The sequence below is a fragment of the Amycolatopsis sp. WAC 04182 genome (assembly GCF_003947465.1).
GTDB lineage: Bacteria > Actinomycetota > Actinomycetes > Mycobacteriales > Pseudonocardiaceae > Amycolatopsis.
In genome coordinates this window covers 157,478-175,806 of sequence record NZ_QHJJ01000005.1, presented here as the reverse complement: position 1 = coordinate 175,806, position 18,329 = coordinate 157,478, and the positions used below count along the sequence as shown (strand labels likewise).

Annotated in this window: 17 protein-coding genes; 3 read left to right on the top strand and 14 right to left on the bottom strand. The window is 69.9% G+C overall.

What is annotated here, in order from left to right:
- Positions 1-252 precede the first annotated feature (252 nt).
- The gene (locus tag DMH01_RS26775) at positions 253-663 is read left to right on the top strand and encodes a hypothetical protein (protein WP_158633259.1); all 411 of its coding nucleotides are present in this window, start codon (positions 253-255) and stop codon (positions 661-663) included.
- A 132-nt stretch (positions 664-795) separates the two neighbouring features.
- Here DMH01_RS26775 and tsaE read toward each other — a convergent pair whose 3' ends face one another.
- The 8 genes from tsaE to glmS form a co-directional block, all read right to left on the bottom strand.
- On the bottom strand, positions 796-1,260 hold the full coding sequence (gene tsaE, locus DMH01_RS26770; RefSeq protein WP_199745638.1) for a tRNA (adenosine(37)-N6)-threonylcarbamoyltransferase complex ATPase subunit type 1 TsaE: 465 nt from the start codon (positions 1,258-1,260) through the stop codon (positions 796-798).
- Positions 1,260-2,357, bottom strand: coding sequence for an alpha/beta fold hydrolase (locus tag DMH01_RS26765; RefSeq protein WP_199745637.1), 1,098 nt, complete (start codon positions 2,355-2,357; stop codon positions 1,260-1,262). Before DMH01_RS26765 ends, tsaE begins: the two co-directional genes overlap by 1 nt.
- Positions 2,354-3,493 carry an alanine racemase gene (gene alr, locus DMH01_RS26760; protein ID WP_125679988.1) on the bottom strand — a complete coding sequence of 380 codons (1,140 nt, stop codon included), beginning with the start codon at positions 3,491-3,493 and terminating at the stop codon, positions 2,354-2,356. Before alr ends, DMH01_RS26765 begins: the two co-directional genes overlap by 4 nt.
- A 28-nt stretch (positions 3,494-3,521) precedes the next feature.
- Complete coding sequence (locus DMH01_RS26755) at positions 3,522-4,613, bottom strand: ABC transporter ATP-binding protein (protein WP_034304347.1); 1,092 nt, start codon at positions 4,611-4,613, stop codon at positions 3,522-3,524.
- Positions 4,614-4,617: 4 nt separating this feature from the next.
- Entirely contained in the window at positions 4,618-6,045 is a 1,428-nt protein-coding gene (gene xylB / locus DMH01_RS26750; RefSeq protein ID WP_125679987.1) for a xylulokinase, read from the bottom strand.
- Positions 6,035-6,850 carry a DeoR/GlpR family DNA-binding transcription regulator gene (locus DMH01_RS26745; protein ID WP_125679986.1) on the bottom strand — a complete coding sequence of 272 codons (816 nt, stop codon included), beginning with the start codon at positions 6,848-6,850 and terminating at the stop codon, positions 6,035-6,037. The genes xylB and DMH01_RS26745 overlap by 11 nt, the downstream gene beginning before the upstream one ends.
- 234 nt (positions 6,851-7,084) lie before the next feature.
- Complete coding sequence (locus DMH01_RS26740; protein ID WP_125679985.1) at positions 7,085-8,524, bottom strand: NAD(P)H-hydrate dehydratase; 1,440 nt, start codon at positions 8,522-8,524, stop codon at positions 7,085-7,087.
- Positions 8,525-8,538: 14 nt separating this feature from the next.
- Complete coding sequence (glmS, locus tag DMH01_RS26735) at positions 8,539-10,401, bottom strand: glutamine--fructose-6-phosphate transaminase (isomerizing) (RefSeq protein ID WP_125679984.1); 1,863 nt, start codon at positions 10,399-10,401, stop codon at positions 8,539-8,541.
- 171 nt (positions 10,402-10,572) lie between these two features.
- On the opposite strand from glmS, the gene DMH01_RS26730 reads away from it, so the two are divergent.
- On the top strand, positions 10,573-11,397 hold the full coding sequence (locus tag DMH01_RS26730; protein ID WP_125679983.1) for a dienelactone hydrolase family protein: 825 nt from the start codon (positions 10,573-10,575) through the stop codon (positions 11,395-11,397).
- Between the two features lie 60 nt (positions 11,398-11,457).
- Here the strand turns inward: DMH01_RS26730 and DMH01_RS26725 are convergent, their stop codons facing one another.
- The 5 genes from DMH01_RS26725 to DMH01_RS26705 all read right to left on the bottom strand — a co-directional run bounded on the left by DMH01_RS26725 (position 11,458) and on the right by DMH01_RS26705 (position 16,835).
- Complete coding sequence (locus DMH01_RS26725; protein WP_125679982.1) at positions 11,458-11,994, bottom strand: hypothetical protein; 537 nt, start codon at positions 11,992-11,994, stop codon at positions 11,458-11,460.
- A 29-nt stretch (positions 11,995-12,023) separates the two neighbouring features.
- Positions 12,024-14,426: a hypothetical protein gene (locus DMH01_RS26720; protein ID WP_125679981.1), complete on the bottom strand. Its 2,403-nt coding sequence runs from the start codon at positions 14,424-14,426 to the stop codon at positions 12,024-12,026.
- Positions 14,426-14,740 (bottom strand): hypothetical protein, encoded by a 315-nt coding sequence (locus DMH01_RS26715; protein ID WP_034304329.1) that lies wholly within the window; start codon positions 14,738-14,740, stop codon positions 14,426-14,428. Before DMH01_RS26715 ends, DMH01_RS26720 begins: the two co-directional genes overlap by 1 nt.
- A gap of 138 nt (positions 14,741-14,878) precedes the next feature.
- Positions 14,879-15,184 carry an acyl carrier protein gene (locus DMH01_RS26710; RefSeq protein ID WP_229907950.1) on the bottom strand — a complete coding sequence of 102 codons (306 nt, stop codon included), beginning with the start codon at positions 15,182-15,184 and terminating at the stop codon, positions 14,879-14,881.
- A complete protein-coding gene (locus DMH01_RS26705) occupies positions 15,174-16,835 on the bottom strand; it encodes a fatty acyl-AMP ligase (RefSeq protein WP_125679979.1) in 1,662 nt (553 codons plus the stop codon). Before DMH01_RS26705 ends, DMH01_RS26710 begins: the two co-directional genes overlap by 11 nt.
- Before the next feature lie 62 nt (positions 16,836-16,897).
- On the opposite strand from DMH01_RS26705, the gene DMH01_RS26700 reads away from it, so the two are divergent.
- On the top strand, positions 16,898-17,830 hold the full coding sequence (locus DMH01_RS26700) for a cytochrome P450 (RefSeq protein WP_125679978.1): 933 nt from the start codon (positions 16,898-16,900) through the stop codon (positions 17,828-17,830).
- 4 nt (positions 17,831-17,834) lie between these two features.
- On the opposite strand, the gene DMH01_RS26695 is transcribed toward DMH01_RS26700, so the two are convergent.
- A complete protein-coding gene (locus DMH01_RS26695; RefSeq protein ID WP_125679977.1) occupies positions 17,835-18,320 on the bottom strand; it encodes a hypothetical protein in 486 nt (161 codons plus the stop codon).
- Positions 18,321-18,329 lie beyond the last annotated feature (9 nt).

Genomic DNA, 18,329 nt, shown 5'->3' with positions numbered 1-18,329 from the left:
TGGCAATCACACTTTCGAGTTATAGGAGCACAATCCGATGACCCGGGGTGAATTACGCCGACCGCTCACCGCAGGATTCAGCAACCTTTCACTTACCGCCCCGTAGGTCCGGAAAGTTCGTCCACAATGGCTTGTGTTGCGGCTCGGCAACGACCGAACACCGCACAAAAGGAAGCGGCTCCCCATGCCCGGGGAGCCGCTTGAAGTTCAACAGCTCCATCAACCCGGAAAAGTTCTATGGAGGCGTCAAACATGCCCAGCGTAGCGCCGTGTTCCGGCGGTATGCCAGAGGAACCACCCCAGCCGCAGGCGATGACCCCGGATACGAACCAGGATCACCACGGCGGGTGTCACCCGGCAGAAGTCACTCTCGACGAATTACTCGATTTGGCGGGCGAACCGGCAGGCATGGTCACCGACCCCGCCTGCCGACGCGTTCATCTGCGTCCAGCGACCCAGTGGCCCGATTTCTGGCGAAGCACGTTCTTCGGCAGCCGGGAAAACACCAGACGCGTTCTGCTCTACTGGTTCGCCCTGATCACCGCACTGCTCGCGCTGGCCATCGTCGCGACACCGGCCGCGCAAACCGGCGTGGTCGGCCTGTGCGGGCTGTGGTGGCTTCACCATCGGCGCAGCCGAAGCGGCCCAACCCCGGCCGTCTAAGCGCGGCCTGACCGGACAGGGTGCGCATGCCGCTGTAGGACCCAGCGGCATGCGCACCCTCAACCCCGCTTGGGGCATGAAGGGGACGCTCCGCCGGGCCGACCCTGATGCGGCATCCGGGTGAGATCGCGATTAGCCCGCTAAACGCAGGTCGGGCGTCCGGGACGTCCAGGTGCCGTGCGGCTCCAGGGTGACCATGCGGACATCGTCCTCCCGGCGCTCAAGCCGCACGACGAGATAGTCGTCCGACAGGCGTTCGGCGGACCCTTCGCCCCACTCGACGACCAGGGCGGACCGCTCCAGTTCGGTGTCGAGGTCCAGGTCGTCCAGCTGCGAGAGATCCCCACCGAGCCGGTACGCGTCGACGTGCACCAGCGCGACCCCAGAGGCCCCGGCCGGATGCACCCTGGCGAGCACGAAAGTCGGCGAGCTGACCCGACCGCCGACGCCGAGACCGTCCGCGATCCCGCGGGTCAGCGTCGTCTTGCCCGCTCCGAGCGGCCCGGCGAGCAGCACCAGATCGCCCGCGCGCAGCGAGCGTCCGAGCTCACGCCCGAACTCCATCGTCGACTCGGGAGTCGGGAAAGCGAAATTCATCAGCGTTGCCACCACCAGGTCCGCCGTTCGGAAGTCTCACCATCGGTGCCCGTGCACCGTTGCACCAAGTCGATCAGGTGGCTGTTCACCAGTTCGGGTTGTTCCAGCTGCACCATGTGTCCCGCGCCGCGCACGCGCACCAGCTCCGCGTCCGGCAGCTCCGCCGCGATCCGCTCGGCATGCGCGATCGGCGTGAACCGGTCGGAATCCCCGCCGACGACCAGCACGTGCGCGTGCTTCAGCCCGGCGAGCGCGGCGTACCGGTTGTGGCTGCCGAGCGTGTCGACGAAGTTCACGAGCCCGCGCACCGGCGTCACTTCGAGCATTTCCAGCATGAAGTCGACAAGTCGCGGCGAAACGTCGCGGCTGCCGAAAGCCAGCCTGCGCACCGCCTGCCGCGTCAGCTGCCCACCGGCCGCACGCACGAACTCCACGAGTCCCGGCTGCCAGCCGGCCAGCCCGCCGACGCCGCGCGTGAGCGGGTTGTACTTCGAGAGCAGTGATCTCGGCAGCCCCCGCGCGCCGACTTCGCCCGCCGCGGTCGCGATGAACGCGACGCCGCAGACCCGGTCGTCGAACAGCTCGGGGTGCTCCGAGGCGAGCTCCATGATCACCATGCCGCCCATCGAGTGCCCCATGAGCACGATGGGCCCCTCCGGCACCACCGAGCGCAGGACCATGTCGAGGTCGCGCGCCAGCTGCTCGATGGTGCTGGTCTCGGCGGTCGCGGCGCCGGATTGCCCGTGCCCGCGATGGTCGAAGTACACCTGACGCACGCGCGGCAGCTTCAGCGACGCGAGGTCTCGCCGCTGGAAGTGCCAGCAGCGCTTCGACAACGCGAAACCGTGCACGCCGACGACGGTCAGCTCCGGTTCTCCTCCATCGGCCGGATCGATCTCCTCGACCGCGAGCGGCGTGCCGTCCTCCGCCGCCACTGTCGAGGTCCGGTCCGGTGCGAGATCCCCCAACGGCTCGTCCACGAACGGATCCTCACTCTGCCGCCGCTGCTGTGCGGCGACGGCGATCGCCGCGGCGGTGCCGGTGGCCACCGCCCCGACTCCGCCGACTATGGCCAGCAGTCTTCGTGAAGGTGTCACGAGCCTGCCTCCAGATACGTCCGGTGGATGCGCGGGCGGTACATCGAGGTCACGATCTCGTAGTCGATCGTCCCCAGCTTGTCGGCCCATTCGCGGGCCGTCGGCTCGCCGGAAGTGCCCGCGCCGAAGAGGATCACTTCGCTGCCGATGGCCGGTTCGTCGTCTCCGCAGTCGACGATGAGCTGGTCCATGCAGACACGGCCGACGACCGGCCGTCGCTTTCCGGTGAGCAGGACGTCCATCCGCCCGGACAGCGACCGCGGCACGCCGTCGGCGTATCCGACGGGGACCAGCGCGAGGGTGGTGTCGCGTTCGGCCGTCCAGCTGTGGCCGTACGAGACCGATTCGCCGGCCGGGATGCGCTTCGTGAGCACGACGGACGATTTGAAGGTCATCGCCGGGCGCAGATCGTCGCCGGTCGGCACCGGGTTCAGTCCGTAGATCGCGATCCCGGGGCGGACGAGGTCGAAGTGCAGGTCGGGCCTGGTCAGCACGGCGGCGGAGTTCGCGATGTGCCGCATCGGGTCCAGGCCGGCGGCGCGGGCGATGTCGTAGGCCTCGTCGAACCGCTTCTCCTGCGCGTCGATGGAGGGGTGACCGGGCTCGTCGGCGCAGGCGAGGTGCGACCAGATGGCGACGACCTCGATGAGCGGCTTCGCGGCCGCCGCGGCCTTGACCAACGCCGGCCATTCCGCAGGTGGGCAGCCATTTCGGGACAGCCCGGTGTCGATCTTGAGGTGCACCCGGCAGATCGCGTTTAGCCCGCTAAAGTCGCGTGCCCGGCGAGCGCCGTCGGCCACGCGGGCCAACTCGTCGAGGGAGCTGACGGCGACGTCGATGTCTTCGGCGACCGCGGGCGCGAAGTCGGCTTCGGGAGTGTCGAGCCAGCTGAAGAGACGGACCCCGATCCCGGCCCGGCGCAGCGCGAGCGCCTCGCCGAGGGAGCAGGTGCCCAGCCAAGTGGCGCCGCCTTCGACGGCCGCACGGGCGACCTCGAGGGCTCCGTGCCCGTAGGCGTCGGCCTTGACCACGGCCATGGTCTGGGCCGAGGGAGCGCGGGAGGCGAGCAGGGCGACGTTGTGCCGGATGGCGGACAGGTCGATGACGACCTCGGCACGCGGGAAACTGGCGGTCATAACGACCACCAGTTTCCCACGGACCGGCTCAGGACAGGCGCGCCCCGTCGGTGGCGGAGAACACGTGCAGCTCGTCGGGACGGATCCGCAGGTGCAGGGTGTCACCCATGGCCGGCGGCTTGCGCGGGTCGACCCGGGTGACGACGTTCGACTTCGTGCCTTCGGCGTCGGTCTCGGCCAGCTTGCCGTACACGTACGCGTCCGAGCCGAGCTCCTCGACGAGGTCGACCTTGACCGGCACGGTGCCGTCTTCGCTGGTGGTCACCTCGAGCGACTCCGGACGGAAGCCGAGGGTGACCGTGTCGCCGTCGGCCTTGGCGAGGATCTCGCGGGTCAGCGGCACGCGCGCGCCACCCAGCTCGGCACCGTCTTCGGTGAGCTTCGCGGTGACGAGGTTCATCGCGGGCGAGCCGATGAACCCGGCGACGAAAGCGTTTGCGGGCCGGTCGTACAGGGCGCGCGGGGTGTCGCACTGCTGCAGGAGACCGTCCGAGAGGACCGCGACCCGGTCGCCCATCGTCATGGCCTCGACCTGGTCGTGCGTGACGTAAACGGTGGTGACGCCGAGGCGGCGCTGCAGCGCGGCGATCTGCGTACGGGTGGACACACGCAGCTTCGCGTCGAGGTTCGACAGCGGCTCGTCCATCAGGAAGACCTGCGGCTCACGCACGATGGCGCGGCCCATCGCGACACGCTGGCGCTGACCGCCGGAGAGCGCCTTCGGCTTGCGGTCGAGGTACTGCTCGATGTCGAGCAGCTTGGCCGCGTCGAGGACCTTCTGCTTGATCTCCGAAGCCGGGCGGCCCGCGATCTTCAGCGCGAAGCCCATGTTCTGGCCCACGGTCATGTGCGGGTACAGCGCGTAGTTCTGGAACACCATCGCGATGTCGCGGGCACGCGGCGGCAGCTGCGTGACGTCGCGGTCGCCGATCCACACGGCGCCTTCGTCGATGTCCTCGAGGCCGGCGAGCATCCGCAGGCTGGTGGACTTGCCACAGCCGGAAGGCCCGACCAGCACGAGGAATTCGCCGTCGGCGATCTCGAGGTCGAGTGCGTCCACGGCGGGCCGCTCGGAGCCCGCGTAGCGCCGGGTCGCCTTGTCGTAGGTGATCGTGGCCATCGGTTCAGTCCTCTTTCGGTTTCGCGGAAATGCCGTGCCCGAGTTCGCGGGCTTCGAGATGCCGTCGCCGGATCCGGCGCCCCTCGGCGTTGTCCGCCTCGGTCGGCTCGAGTGGGGTGTAGCCGTGCTGTTCCTGCCAGCGGGGAGGTTCCGTGCTGGAAGCGAGGGCCCAGGCCGCCTGCCGCGCGGCACCGACCGCGACGTACTCGGCGACTTCGGGGACGACGACGGGCACGCCGAACACGATCGGCGCGACCGCGCGGACGGCGGCCGACTGCGCGCCGCCACCGATCAGGAGCACGCGGCGGACTTCGAGTCCCTGCTCGCGCAGGGCGTCGAGACCGGCGGCGAGGCCGCACAGCATGCCTTCGACGGCGGCGCGGGCGAGGTTCTCGGGCGTCATGTTCGCGCGGGTCAGGCCGAAGAGCGTGCCGTTGGCGTCCGGGAGGTTCGGCGTGCGCTCACCGTCGAGGTACGGCAGGAAGGTGAGGCCGCCGGAACCGGGCCCGGCCGTGAGCGCCAGCTTGTCGAACTCCGCGAGTTCGACGCCGAGCATCGCGGACGTGGCCGTGAGCACGCGGGCCGCGTTGAGAGTGCAGGCCAGCGGGAGGAAACGGCCGGTGGCGTCGGCGAATCCCGCGACGATGCCGGAGGGGTCGGCGCTCGCGGTTTCGGAGACGCCGAAGACGGTGCCGCTGGTGCCCAGCGAGACCACGACGTCGCCGGGGGCGAGTTCGAGACCGAGTGCGGCGGCCATGTTGTCGCCGGTGCCCGCCGAGACCAGGATCCCGTCCGGGGTGTGGCCCGCGGCTTCCGCGGGGCCGATGACCTTGGGCGGTTCGGGCGTGCGGCCACCGAAGGCGTGCGCGAGGAGATCCTTGCGGTATTCACCGGTGGCGGGCGAGAAGTAGCCGGTGCCGGAGGCGTCACCGCGGTCGGTGACCGGCTCGGCGCCGTCGCCCAGCAGTCGCCAGGTCAGCCAGTCGTGCGGGAGCAGGACACGGGCGACGCGATCGGCCAGCTCTGGCTCATTCTCGGCCATCCAGCGTAGTTTCGTGACGGTGAAGCTGGCGACCGGCACCGAGCCGACGGACTTCGCCCAGCTCTCCGGACCGAGCTCGCCGCTGAGGTCTTCGGCCGCCTTCGCGGACCGGGTGTCGTTCCACAGCAACGCGGGCCGGACGACCTCGCCCGCCTCGTCGAGGGCGACCATGCCGTGCTGCTGACCACCGATGCCGATGGCGCCGACGCCGTCAAGAAGACCGTCCGTGGCCTCGCGGAACGCGTCCCACCACGCGGCGGGGGCGACCTCCGTGCCGTCGGGGTGCGAGGCGCGGCCGGTGCGGACGATCTCGCCGGTGCTCGCGTCACAGACGACGACCTTCGTCGACTGGGTCGACGAGTCGATTCCGGCGACGAGGTCAGAACTCATATTCCGGGCCCTCCGGTGCGCATTCGACCTGCTCGATGGCGGTTCCCGCGGTCAGCGCCGCCTCGATCTCCTCGGTCGGCGCCTCTTCGTCGGTGATCAGGAGGTCGTAGTCGCCGATGTCGCCGTACGCGTAAGTCGCGGTGCGGCCGAACTTGGAGTTGTCGACGACCAGGACGTTGCGGTCGGCGGTGCGCAGCGCGGCCTTCTTGAGCTCGGCGTAGTCCTGGACCGGGTGGAACAGGCGGCCGACCGCGACCGCGGCGACCGAGACGAACGCGATGTCGGCATGCGTGCGGTCGAGGAACGCGACGACGTCCGGACCGGCGCACGAGTCGAACTCGTGGTGGTAGCGGCCGCCCGCCAGGACGACCTCGACACTCTTGGCCGGACCGAGGATGCGGGCGGCTTCGAGCGAGTTGGTGAGGACGGTGAGGTCTTCGAACTGGCCGAGGCGGCGGACGAGCGGGAAGAGCGTCGTCGAATCGTCGACGAAGACCGTCTGACCGAAGTGGACGTGTGCCGCGGCGGCTTCGCCCAGCGCGTCCTTCGTGGCCTGGTTGAAGGTGTCGCGGAAGCGCGCGGCGGACTCCATGGTCGTCGCGGAGTAGGCCTCGACCTTGCCCCGGAGTTTGCGGAGGAGGCGGCGCTCGGCGAGGTCGTCGAGGTCGCGGTGCATCGTCATCAGGCTGACGCCGAAGCGGGTGGTGAGGTCGTCGATGCGGACCTCGCCGGTGGCGATGACGTGGTCGAGGATCTCCTGGCGCCGGTGCTCGACGGCGGCGTCCGAGGGCCTGGTCTTAGACATGGGCGACACCGTTCACGACCCGGACCATCGCGGTCTCGGCGGGGTGGGTGTCGGCGCTCACATCTGCTTCTTACCAGATTATTCGCCCGGAGTTAACACGTAACTCGATAACTCTCGCATTTCTTGCCACCTCCCTCCCCTGCCCCCGGACCTGCGTTTAGCCCCCTAATCGCGCTCTGATGGCACGCGCCCGCAGAACACGGTTAGGGGGCTAAACGCAGGTCCGGGCCTTGGTCAGGAGGTGAGACGGCGGACGGACCGGATGGCGTCCGGGATCGCGGCGAGGATGCCGGAGGCCGAGGTCGGGGCGCCGGCGGCGGCGAGGGATCCGGCGAGGGAGTGGACGTGCGCGGCCGCGCCGGCCGCCAGCCACGGGTCGAGCCCGGAAGCGAGCAGCGCGCCGACCAGACCCGACAGCACGTCCCCCGAACCCGCCGTCGCGAGCCACGACCCCCGCGGCGTGTTCACCAGCGCCCGCCCGTCCGGCGCCGCGACCACCGTGCAGTGCCCCTTCAAGAGCACGACGGCGTCGTACTTCCGCGCGGCCGAACGCGCCGCCGCGACCCGATCCGCCCCCGGCGGCGAACCCATCAGCCGCTCGAACTCTCCCGCGTGCGGAGTCAGCACGAGCGGCGTGTCCGGGTCGCGCGCGTCGAGCACGTCGGGCGAACGCGCGATGATCGTCGTCGCGTCGGCGTCCGCGCACACCGGCACGCCGCGGCCGAGCACGAATCGCAGGACGTCCCGGCCCTCGTTCCCGGTGCCGATCCCCGGCCCGACGACCCAGGCCTGCACCCGCCCCGCGTCGGTCACCGATCCCGTCGCGATGATCTCGGGCCACTGCCCGCGCACGACGTCCGCGGCATGACCGGCGTACCGCACCAGCCCGGACGTCGCCCGCACCGCCGCACCGGCCGCGAGCACGGCCGCCCCCGGATACGTCGCCGACCCGGCGGCGATCCCGACCACGCCCTGGCTGTACTTGTCGTCGTCCGGCCTGGGCACCGGCCACGCGGCGGCGACGTCCGCCGTGTCGAGTCGCCGCAGGTCGGGGTCGGTGAGCCGCAACCCGATGTCCACCAGGGAGACCTCGCCACAGGACGCGGGCGCGAGGGCGTGCACCGGCTTGAGCGCGCCGAAGGTGACGGTCCGGTCCGCCACGACCGCCGGTCCCTCGACGGCGCCGGTGTCCGGATCCACTCCGCTCGGCAGATCGACCGCGAGCACCGGCGAACACACGTGCTCCAGCAACGCCGCGGCATCCGGCCGCAACGGCCCGCGCGCCGAAATACCGACGATCCCGTCGACGACGAGGTCGGCCCGCCGAATCCACTGTGGACCGTCCTCAAGGGACACGATCTTGCCGCCGGATCGCTTCAAGGCGGCCAAACCCGGACCGTGTGCGCGTTCAGGCTTCAGCAGGATCGCCGAGACGGCCACATTGCGGCGACGCAGGAAGGCGCCCGCCCACAAGGCGTCACCGCCGTTGTTGCCCGACCCGACGAGCAGCGTCACCCGCCGTCCGGACACCGAACCCGTGTGCTCGGCGAGCATGTCGGCGGCGTGTACCGCGAGGCCGAAAGCCGCGCGCCGCATGAGCTCGCCGTCGGGAGTGACGGCGAGCAACCGGTCCTCCGCCGCGCGAATCCGTTCCGTGGTCCAGATTCCCTGCACGACGCCTCCGGTCTCTACTCGACGGTGACCGACTTCGCCAGGTTACGCGGCTTGTCGACGTCGTACCCGCGCGTGCGGGCGATCTCGGCGGCCAGCACCTGCAGCGGCACCGTGGAGACCAGCGGCTGCAGCAGCGTCGGCACGGCCGGGATCTCGATCAGTTCGTCGGCGAACGGGCGGACGGTCTCGTCGCCTTCCTCCGCGATCACGATCGTGCGGGCGCCGCGCGCCTGGATCTCGCTGATGTTCGACACCAGCTTCGAGTGCAGCACCGCGCGGCCCTTCGGCGACGGCATCACCACGACGACGGGCAGGCCTTCTTCGATCAGCGCGATCGGGCCGTGCTTGAGCTCGCCCGCGGCGAAGCCCTCGGCGTGCATGTACGCCAGTTCCTTCAGCTTCAGCGCGCCTTCGAGGGCGACCGGGAAACCGACGTGACGGCCGAGGAACAGCACGGCCTTCGAGTCGGCGATCCGGCGGCCGAGGTCACGGACCTGGTCCACAGTGGACAGGACCTTCTGCACCGCGGCGGGCATGGCCTCGAGTTCGGCGAACTCGCGGGCGACCTCGTCCGGGTACTTGGTGCCGCGCGCCTGCGCGAGCGCCAGGCCGACCAGGTAGTTGGCCGCGATCTGCGCCAGGAACGCCTTGGTCGACGCGACACCGATCTCCGGGCCGGCGTGCGTGTAGAGGACGGCGTCGGACTCGCGCGGGATCTGCGCGCCGTTGGTGTTGCAGACGGCCAGGACGCGGGCCTTCTGCTCGCGCGCGTGGCGGACGGCTTCGAGGGTGTCCGCCGTCTCGCCCGACTGGGAGACGGCGACGACCAGCGTCGCGCGGTCCAGCACCGGGTCGCGGTAACGGAACTCGCTGGCCAGTTCGACCTCGACCGGCAGGCGGCACCAGTGCTCGATGGCGTACTTGGCGACGAGGCCCGAGTGGTACGCGGAACCACAGGCGACGACGAAGACCTTGTCGACGTCACGCAGGTCCTGGTCGGAGATGCGCTGCTCGTCGAGGATGATCCGGCCGCCGTCGAAGTGGCCGCGCAGCGTGTTCGCCAGCGCCTCCGGCTGCTCCTCGATCTCCTTGAGCATGAAGTACTCGTGGCCGCCCTTTTCCGCGGCCGAGAGGTCCCAGTCGACGGTGAACGGCTTGGCCTGCGCGGCGTCGCCGTGGAAGTCGGTGACCTCGTAACCGTCGCGGGTGATCACGACGAGCTGGTCCTGGCCGAGCTCCACCGCCTCGCGGGTGTGCTCGATGAACGCGGCGACGTCGGAAGCGACGAAGTGCTCGCCCTCGCCGACACCGACGACCAGCGGCGAAGAACGACGGGCGGCGACGACGGTGTCCGGCTGGTCGGCGATGGTCACGACCAGGGTGAACGCGCCTTCGAGACGACGGCAGACCGCGGCGACGCTGGCCGGGAAGTCACCCTTCGTGTCGCCCTCGGTGTACGCGCGGGCGATCAGGTGCGCGGCGGTCTCAGAGTCGGTGTCGCTCGCCATCTCGACGCCTTCGGCCTCGAGCTCGGCGCGCAGGGCGGCGAAGTTCTCGATGATGCCGTTGTGGACGACGGCGACGCGCTGGGAGGCGTCGCGGTGCGGGTGCGAGTTGCGGTCGACCGGGGCGCCGTGGGTGGCCCAGCGGGTGTGGCCCATCCCGGCGGTGCCGGTGAAAGCGTCCCTGCCGACGGTGTCGAGCTGGGTCTCCAGGTTGGCCAGGCGGCCCGCCTTACGCTCGACGTTCAGCGCGCCGGCGCCGTCGAGGACGGCGACGCCCGCCGAGTCATAGCCGCGGTACTCCATCCGGCGAAGCCCGCCGATGACGACGTCCAGAGCCGGGCGGTGTCCGACGTATCCCACGATTCCACACACGGCCACCAGCCTAACGACGGAAATTCGGCCCCTTCGCCCGGGCGCCCGCACCTGCGTTTAGCGGGCTAAACGCGACGCTTAGGCACGCTAAGCAGCGCGGTTAGCCCGCTAAAGGCGAACGCCGGGGCGGCGCGCGGGCCGGACGGGGGCGCGGGCAGTAAGGTCACGAGCATGGCCAGCAAGCCCAAGCAGCTGCTCGCGGAGCTGTCCCACCCAGGTCCGCACGAGGTTCTGCGCGGCAACCTCGCCCTGGTCGGACTGCCCGGCGTCGTGTTCACCCCCCGTTCGGGCCTCGGTCTGCCCGCGATCGCGTTCGGGCACGGCTGGTTGCAGCCGACCGGGAGCTACCGGCATCTGCTCCGGCACCTCGCGAGCTGGGGCATCGTCGCGGCGGCGCCGGCCACCCAGCGCGGTCCGTTGCCTTCGCACCGGCTACTGGCCGGCGACCTGCTCACGACGCTCGACTTGATCACGACGGTCCGCCTCGGACCGGACGGCATCAGCGTCGACCCGGCGAAACTCGGCCTGGCCGGGCATTCGACCGGCGGCGGTTCGGCGGTGCTGGCCGCCGCTCAGGCCGCCGAGAACGACGAGCGGCCCGAGATCCGCGCGGTCGCGACCATCACCCCCGCGCAGACGCTGCCGCCGGCGACGGTGTCGGCCCGCTCGGTGACCGCGCCCGGCCTGCACCTCGCGGCGGGCGAAGACCTGGTCGCGCCGCCCGTCGGACATGCCGAGGCCATCGCGGACGCATGGGGCGGGCCGGTTCAGCTGCGGACGCTCGGCAAGTCGTCGCACCTCGGCGTCACCGAGGGTAGGCACTGGAGCCAGCTGCTGCTGCACGGAAAGCCGCACCGCGGGACCCAGCAACTGACGCGGGCACTGTTCACCGCGTTCTTTCTCACTCACCTGACGGGGACGACGAAGTACCAGCCCCTGCTGGACGCCGACGTCAAACGCGCCCCCATCGAGCTCCAGGACGAACCCGCCGCCTGACCGTGACCCTGACCCCCGGATCGCGTTTAGCGGGCTAAACGCGATCCGGGGGTAAGCCGGTCAGTCGACCATCCACGAGTTGTTCGAGAAATCGTCGTCGTCGAATCCCTTGTCGTCACGGGCGTGACGACCGCGGCGACGCGTGGGCGTGCCAGGCTCTTCGGGCGCCGCGGCACTGGGAGCGGGCGTCGGCGCCGCGGGCGGGACGTCCACCGTCGCCGGCATGCCGGGCACCCCCGGCGCGACCGGGAGCGGCGGCGGAGGCGGCGCCGGCCGTGACACGTCGGCACGGGCACCGAACTCGGCGAACCGGGCGTCCGGCTTGTCGTCGTCCTCGATGTCGAAGCCGATCGTGTGGCTGCGGTCGGCGGTCGTCTTGCCGGTCAGCCAGCCGCCCGCCTCCTTGCTCCGCTTCCCCAGCTCCTGCATGTGCGCGGCGTACTTGTCGTGGATGGCGGCGTCCTTCTGCATGGTCTCCGCCGCCTGGGCCTTGGCATCGGCGAGATGCCGCTCCCGCAGCCCGCGCTGCTCCAACTGCTCCGTGATGGCGGCGTCCTGCCTGGACATGGCGGCCGCCAGCCGGTCAACAGCGCTCATCTGTCCTCCCTCGTTCCCCGGTCAGGCGATCATCGCTCGTAACTGATCGAACGGTCGCCGCCCTCGTCGTCGAGCGATCCGCTGATCCGGCCGCCCGCGCCACTGGTCTCGAAAATGCCACCCTCGACGCGGTACTGGCTCGACCCGCGCTGCGTGTCACCCCCGCCGCCACCGGCCGCGCCGCCCATGGCGCCCATTCCACCCATCATGCCGCCCATTCCGGCGGGCGAGCTCGCGGCACCGGCGCTCGCGGGCGCCGGGTCCATCCCGCCCGGAGCCATCCCGAGACCGCCCTCGGCCCCGGCAGGCTGCGCGCCGCCTCCGGACTGCATGCCCGCTTCCAGGGAACCGGCTTCGTTCAGCGACCCCGACGAAGCACCTTCGAGGGGGCTGCCGATCGCGCCTTCGAAGCTGCCGCCGCCTCCCGCGGTCGGCACGGTGCCGTCGCCGCCGGAACCCGACGCGCCGCCCGCGGCGGCTTCGGCCCCCGCGGACACCGAAGCGGTCCCTTCGGCGCCGACGCCGACCTCGACTCCGCCCGGAGCGCTGAAGCCACCACCGCCGCCACCACCGGGAGGAGCGATGCCGTCGGCCGGGGCGGGCATCGGACGAACTTCTTCGACCTTGCCGGGCTGCGGGTTGCCGGGGTTCCGGTCGTCGAGGCCGTTCTTGATGTCGTCGGTCTCGAGGGTGTCGCCGGGCTTGAGCTCCTTCTTCTCACCCTTTTCGTCGAGGGTGTAGGTGGTCGGCTCGCCCTTGCCGTCGTCGACGGTCACCACGGTCGGGCCGTTCGGTCCCTGCGGCTGCTCGGCGGTGATCTTGAGGTTGCCGTCCTGGATGTGGATCTTGCCGTCCGGGCCGGGCCGGTAGACGCCGTCGGCGCCGGGCTCGCCCTCCTTGGCCGTGCCCTTCGGCCCGAACTCGCCGTCCTTGCCCTCTTCGCCGGGCTTGCCGTCCTTGCCCTCTTCGCCCTTCGGGTCGTCGAAGTCGAGCTTGTAGTCCTTCTCGTTGCCCTTGCCGTCGTCGACCTTGATGTCCATTTTGCCGTCTTTATCCGGCTCGGTCATCTCGATCTTGTTGTCGCCCTTTTGGACGGTCATGGTGTCCTGACCGTCGATGCCGTCCTTGATCGCCTCGCCCGTCGCCGGGTCGATCGGATACGGCTTGCCGGTCTCGGGGTCCAGCTCGAGCGGCTTGCCGGTGACCGGGTTCATGCCTTCGGCGGGCTTGTCCTCCGGCTTCGGCGCCTCGGGGACCGACGCGGCAGGCGGCGTGCTGGCACCACCGCCACTGCCGCTTCCACCACCGCTCCCGCTTCCACTTCCGCCGCCACTGCCGCTGCCGCCACCAGTTCCGCCGCCGGTGTCGTTGCCCTTGCCCTTGCCGTCGTCGGCGGGCGGCTTCTCGGAACCGGGCGCGGGGAACGGATTCGTGTAATCCTCCATGAACCGCGACAGCTCGTGATACTGCGTGTTGATCGTCTCGGTCGCGTTCTTGCAGAGCTTCTTGAAGTTCTCGAACCGCTCACCGAACTCGGTGGCGAACGAGCCCTTCAGCCACTGCTTCGCGGCCCCGATCGCGTAGTCCTTGTTCTCGTCGTTCAGCTTGCAGTCGTCGTCACGCAGCCGTTCGGCGAGGTTGTTGCCCGGACACGCGGAGTCGAGCCAGATCGCGACGTCCATGAGCTTTTCTTTGGAATCGACCTTGCCGTTCGCGATCTCGACGACCTGCTTCGCCGTGAACAGCGGCGCCGTGGCGACTTTGTCGACTCGCAGCTTCAGCGTTTCGTCGACCTTCAGCTTGAGCGCGCTGTAGATCTTGTCGATGGTCGACGGCACCAGTTTGATGGCGCCGTCCATCTGCGCGATGAGTTCTTTCGCGTCGGGCTGGATCCGCTGCTCGTACTTGACCTTCGCGGCCGTCGCGCCCTCGCCCTTCCAGTCGTGGAAGAGCGTGGTCAGCGCCGCCGACGCGTCCTTCTGAGTCTGCTCGACGGCCTTCTTCGCGTCGCCGAGATCTTCGACCTCGTCGAACATCTTCTGGAAGTTGATCTCGCGGTTCTCGTGGAACCGGTCCCAGATATCGGTCTTGTAGCTGATCTCGTACGGCTTGTCCGGCATCTTGTTCCAGACCTGCTCGGCCCAGTCCGAGAAGAAGTCCAGCGCCGGCTTCCCGAGGTCGAGCACCTGGTCGGACTTGGTGGTGGAACCACCCGCGGCAGGCCGGGACATGGAGTCGAGATCCTTGTCGGCCTGCTTCGTTTCGGCCGCCTGCTTCTTGTCCCCCGCCGCGTTCGAGTCACGTTCGGCGACGGCCTTCTTGTAGGCCTCTTCCCGGTTGCCGAACGGCATCAGCAACGCGTCTTTGGTGCCCTGCGTGACGTACGGGTCGTTCAGGATTTCCTTGATCTGTGCGGGCGTCGGTTCGCTCATTACTGGGTTCCCGCCTTGTTGGCAGCCGCGGCGTTCGCCTGGTCGGATGAGGTGTAGCGGGTCGACGCGGTGCTGACCCCGCCGGCGAGCTGGGTGAGCTGGCCCGCGTAGCCCTTCATCGCGTCGGAAATGGCGAGAATCCCGGTGGCGTAGCCCTTTTGGTAGTCCTTGTGGATCCGGCCGAAGTCGGCGGGCTGGACCTGAGTCGGCCCCACCTTCCCCGCCTCGGACGTCGTGTTCTCAGCTGCGCGCTCCAACGACGTCGACGCCGTGAGCATCGCCTCTGAATCGGCTTTGTAGCCCCCGTCCGGCATGACCGGTGCCCCCTTCGTCCCGCTGTTTCCGCCTCGTTGACCTACCTACGACGCACGCCGGCGGCATCAGGTGCCATCGCATATGCACACAGAATGTACCCACCGGTCACCCGGACCGCAGGGACATTCACACCTTTGCTAACTCAAACGATTTCGGCGCAAGAAGCCTGGTAGACCGCGTTTTCGCGGTTTCGCGCCGGCTTCGATGGCTTCGGCGAGCACGGTGGCCGCGCCGCGGATGTCGACCAGGCGATCCAGCTCGTCGAGGTCGATGTCGATGCCGAACTCCACCTCGACGGTCGCCAGGAGCCGGACGCGGCGCCGGGAGTCGACGCCCATCTCGGCGAAGGGCGTGTTCTCGTCGATGGTGTCCGGATCGACGTCGAAGGTCTCGCAGACGAGGGCCTTGATCTCGTCGACGTACTCGCTCCCGTCAGCTGCCATGGGGGAATTCTGTCCCATCCGCGGTCCAGTACCGCGTTCTGGCCGCGGAACGCGCGACCTTGCCGCTGGACGTCCTCGGCAGGCCACCGGGTTTCACCAGGAGGAAAGCACGAAGCCGCACGTCGTGCCGCTCGGCGACGGCGCGGGTGGCGGCCCGCGCGATCTCGGCTTCGTCGAAGTCGGGCGCCTTCCGCGCGCGCTCGGCGACCACGACGACGCCCTCCCCCTCGTCGCCGTCGACCGAGAACGCGGCGACTCGTTCGGGCCCGAGAACGGGGTGCGCGGCGGCGACCGTCTCCTCGATGTCGTGGGGGCTGTGATTGCGGCCGTCGATGATGATCAGGTCCTTGATGCGGCCGGTCACCGACAGCCTGCCGTCGCGGATCATGCCCAGGTCTCCGGTGCGGAGCCAGCCGCCTTCGCCGTCGAGTTCGGCGCCGAACACCTCGGCGGTCAGCTCCGGACGGCGCCAATACCCGGCGGCCACGTTGGGCCCCTTGACCCAGATCTCGCCCATGTCGACTTTAGCGGGCAAAACGCGATCCGGCGGAGGCACGACGCGGACCTTCTGTCCCCTGGGCCAGCCGATTTCGACGATTTCCCGGCCGTCCACTTCGGTCACCACCGGGCCGCCGGAATCGCCGCTGGCGACGTAGACCGTGGCTTCGGCCAGACCGTAGGACGGCCGGAACGCGCCCCGCGGAAAGCCGTGGGGTTCATAAGCGGCGAGGAACTCCCGGACGGTCGCCGCCCGGACCGGTTCACTGCCGCTGAGCGCGATCGACACCGTCGAGAGGTCGTACTCGGCGCGCTTCGACTCGGGCACGGCCTCGGTCACCAGGTCGTACGCGAAGTTCGGGGCCGCGGTGAGCGTGTTCGGATACGACGACATCAGCAGCAGCCAGCGCTCCGGGCGCCGGATGAACTCCAGCGGCGCGATGAACACCGTCCGGCCGCCGGCGTGCATCGTCCCGGCGAGCAACTGCGCCAGCCCCATGTCGTGGAAGAACGGGATCCAGCCGACGCACGTGGTGTGCTCGCCGACGTCGTAGGCGTCGCAGATCTGCCAGCAGGCGGCCGACAACGCCCGATGCGTGATGATCACGCCGGCGGGCGATCGCGTCGTGCCGGAGGTGTACTGCAGGTAGGCGGGGTCTTCGGGGGCGACCGGCGAGGGCGGCGACTGGTCGGCCGGGTCCAGCGGCAGGGTGTCGACGGCGATGATCTCGCGCGGCGCCGGAACCGGCTCGGCCTCCGCGAACTCGGTCAACCGCTCGACCAGGGCTTCCGACGTGAGCCAGAGGTCGGCGTCGCAGTCGTTGAGGACTCCGACGAGCCGCTCGCGGTGAGCGCGGACGTCCGGTGCGGACAGCGGCACCGCGACAGCCCCGGCGTACAGCGCGCCGAAGAAGGCGACGACGTAAGAGAGGTCCTGCCGCGCCGTGATCGCGACGCGGTCTCCCGGCTGGATCACCTCACGCAGCTTCGCCGCGACAGCGCGGACGCGGACGAGCAGTTCGGCCCAGGTCAGCGTGTCCTCGATGGGCTCGTGCCGGTTCGAGCAGTCGAGGTGCGTGTACGCCGGACGATCGACCTCGGCGCGTTCGAGCAGGCGGCGCACGAGCGGCGTCCGCAACACTTCGTCGGGCACTTCTGGTGACGGTTTTGAAGGCACTGGCACATCCTCCGGCCGCGCATGGGCATCATACGAACGTGGACGACTTCTTCGTGCTGGACGATCCGGCGGATCGCGTCAAGGCCCTGCGCGACCGCGAGCTCAGCTCGAACCCGGGCGGTGCCGCGGCCGAGACGCCGAACCTCCTGCTGATGGACGGCGCCGACCACCGGCGGCTCCGCGCGGTCGTCAAGGAGGTCATCGCCCTTGTCGAGCCCCTGCCGAATGCCCTGGTCACAGACCTGCGCGTCACGATTAGCCCGCTAAAGTCGAGTGCGCGGTTCGACCTCGTGGCCGACTTTGCCAGGCCGGTGGCGGCCAGGGTGACGGAGGCGGTGCTGGGCACGGTCGAGCCACTCGGCGAGAAGCTGTTGACGAACCTTTCGGAGACCGCCGCGAATCTGGACGTCTGGTCGGGCGGGCCCGCCGGGGCCGACACCGCCGCGCTCAGGGTCGCGATGTTCTTCCTCAAGGCGACGGCCGTCGAAGGCGGCGGGCTGGCGTTGCTCCGCGAAGCGCACGAAGCGGGCCGTATCACCGAAGACGAGCTGATGATCACGCCGGTGATGCTCGCCCACGCGGCGTACGAGAACTCCATGAACTTCCTCGCCCTCGCCGGTCTCGAACTCCTACGCCGCCCAGACGTCCTCGACGACGTACGCGGCCTGATCCACGAAATCGCCCCGACCCGCTTCGCCGCCCGCCGCGTGATCGCGCCGTTCTCCTTGGCGGGCAAGGACTTCACGACCGGGGACAAACTGGCCATCCCGCTGGGCCCCGACGCCGAACTCGCCTTCGGCCTCGGCAGGCACACCTGCCCCGGCTCGCGAGTCGCGGTCGCCGAGGGCGAAGCCGCGCTTCGCGCCCTCGCCGAGATCCTGACTCCCGACCACGTCGTCGAGGAAGTGCGGCACAAGACGCACGCCGTCTTCCACGGCGTCGAGCGAGCCATCGTCGCGCTGCGAACCTGACGGTTCAGGTCGCCAGCCAGTCGGTGTTGGCGAAATCGTCGTCGTCACCCCGCGCGCCGGCCGCCCGCCGGTGCCGCCCGGCCGGACGCTCCTCCTGCACAGGCGCCGGAGGTACCGGAGGCTGCGGCGGCACGGGAGCGGGCGGAGCAGGCGGCCGGTACGCGATCGGCGGCTCCTCGGCCGTCCGATACCCGGCACGGCGCTCGTTCTCGGTCTCGTCCTCCTCGAACCCGAAGTCGCCGTCGTCCTCGACCTTCTCGCTGAGCGTCGACTCGGTCGCCCAGCCACCCGCGGCCTCCGCGCGCCGCTTCTCCTCGCTTCGAGCCGCGAGCGCCGCGCCCGTCTCCTGCTTGAGCTTGTCGCCCGCGGTCCGGCTCTCCTCGATCGCCTTGGCCGCACGATTGTCGACCAGGTACATCCGGTCGCCGTTCTCGCGCTCCAGCCCGGCCAGCTTGTGCCGGAGTCTGGCGAGATCCTCCTCAGGATTCACTGACCCCTC

Excerpts from the sequence above, each read along its gene's own strand:
- DMH01_RS26745 (WP_125679986.1), bottom strand. The coding sequence starts at position 6,850 with ATGTCTAAGACCAGGCCCTCGGACGCCGCCGTCGAGCACCGGCGCCAG.
- DMH01_RS26710 (WP_229907950.1), bottom strand. The coding sequence starts at position 15,184 with ATGGCAGCTGACGGGAGCGAGTACGTCGACGAGATCAAGGCCCTCGTC.
- DMH01_RS26775 (WP_158633259.1), top strand. The coding sequence starts at position 253 with ATGCCCAGCGTAGCGCCGTGTTCCGGCGGTATGCCAGAGGAACCACCC.
- DMH01_RS26730 (WP_125679983.1), top strand. The coding sequence starts at position 10,573 with ATGGCCAGCAAGCCCAAGCAGCTGCTCGCGGAGCTGTCCCACCCAGGT.
- alr (WP_125679988.1), bottom strand. The coding sequence starts at position 3,493 with ATGACCGCCAGTTTCCCGCGTGCCGAGGTCGTCATCGACCTGTCCGCC.
- xylB (WP_125679987.1), bottom strand. The coding sequence starts at position 6,045 with ATGAGTTCTGACCTCGTCGCCGGAATCGACTCGTCGACCCAGTCGACG.
- DMH01_RS26720 (WP_125679981.1), bottom strand. The coding sequence starts at position 14,426 with ATGAGCGAACCGACGCCCGCACAGATCAAGGAAATCCTGAACGACCCG.
- DMH01_RS26725 (WP_125679982.1), bottom strand. The coding sequence starts at position 11,994 with ATGAGCGCTGTTGACCGGCTGGCGGCCGCCATGTCCAGGCAGGACGCC.
- tsaE (WP_199745638.1), bottom strand. The coding sequence starts at position 1,260 with ATGAATTTCGCTTTCCCGACTCCCGAGTCGACGATGGAGTTCGGGCGT.
- DMH01_RS26755 (WP_034304347.1), bottom strand. The coding sequence starts at position 4,613 with ATGGCCACGATCACCTACGACAAGGCGACCCGGCGCTACGCGGGCTCC.
- DMH01_RS26715 (WP_034304329.1), bottom strand. The coding sequence starts at position 14,740 with ATGCCGGACGGGGGCTACAAAGCCGATTCAGAGGCGATGCTCACGGCG.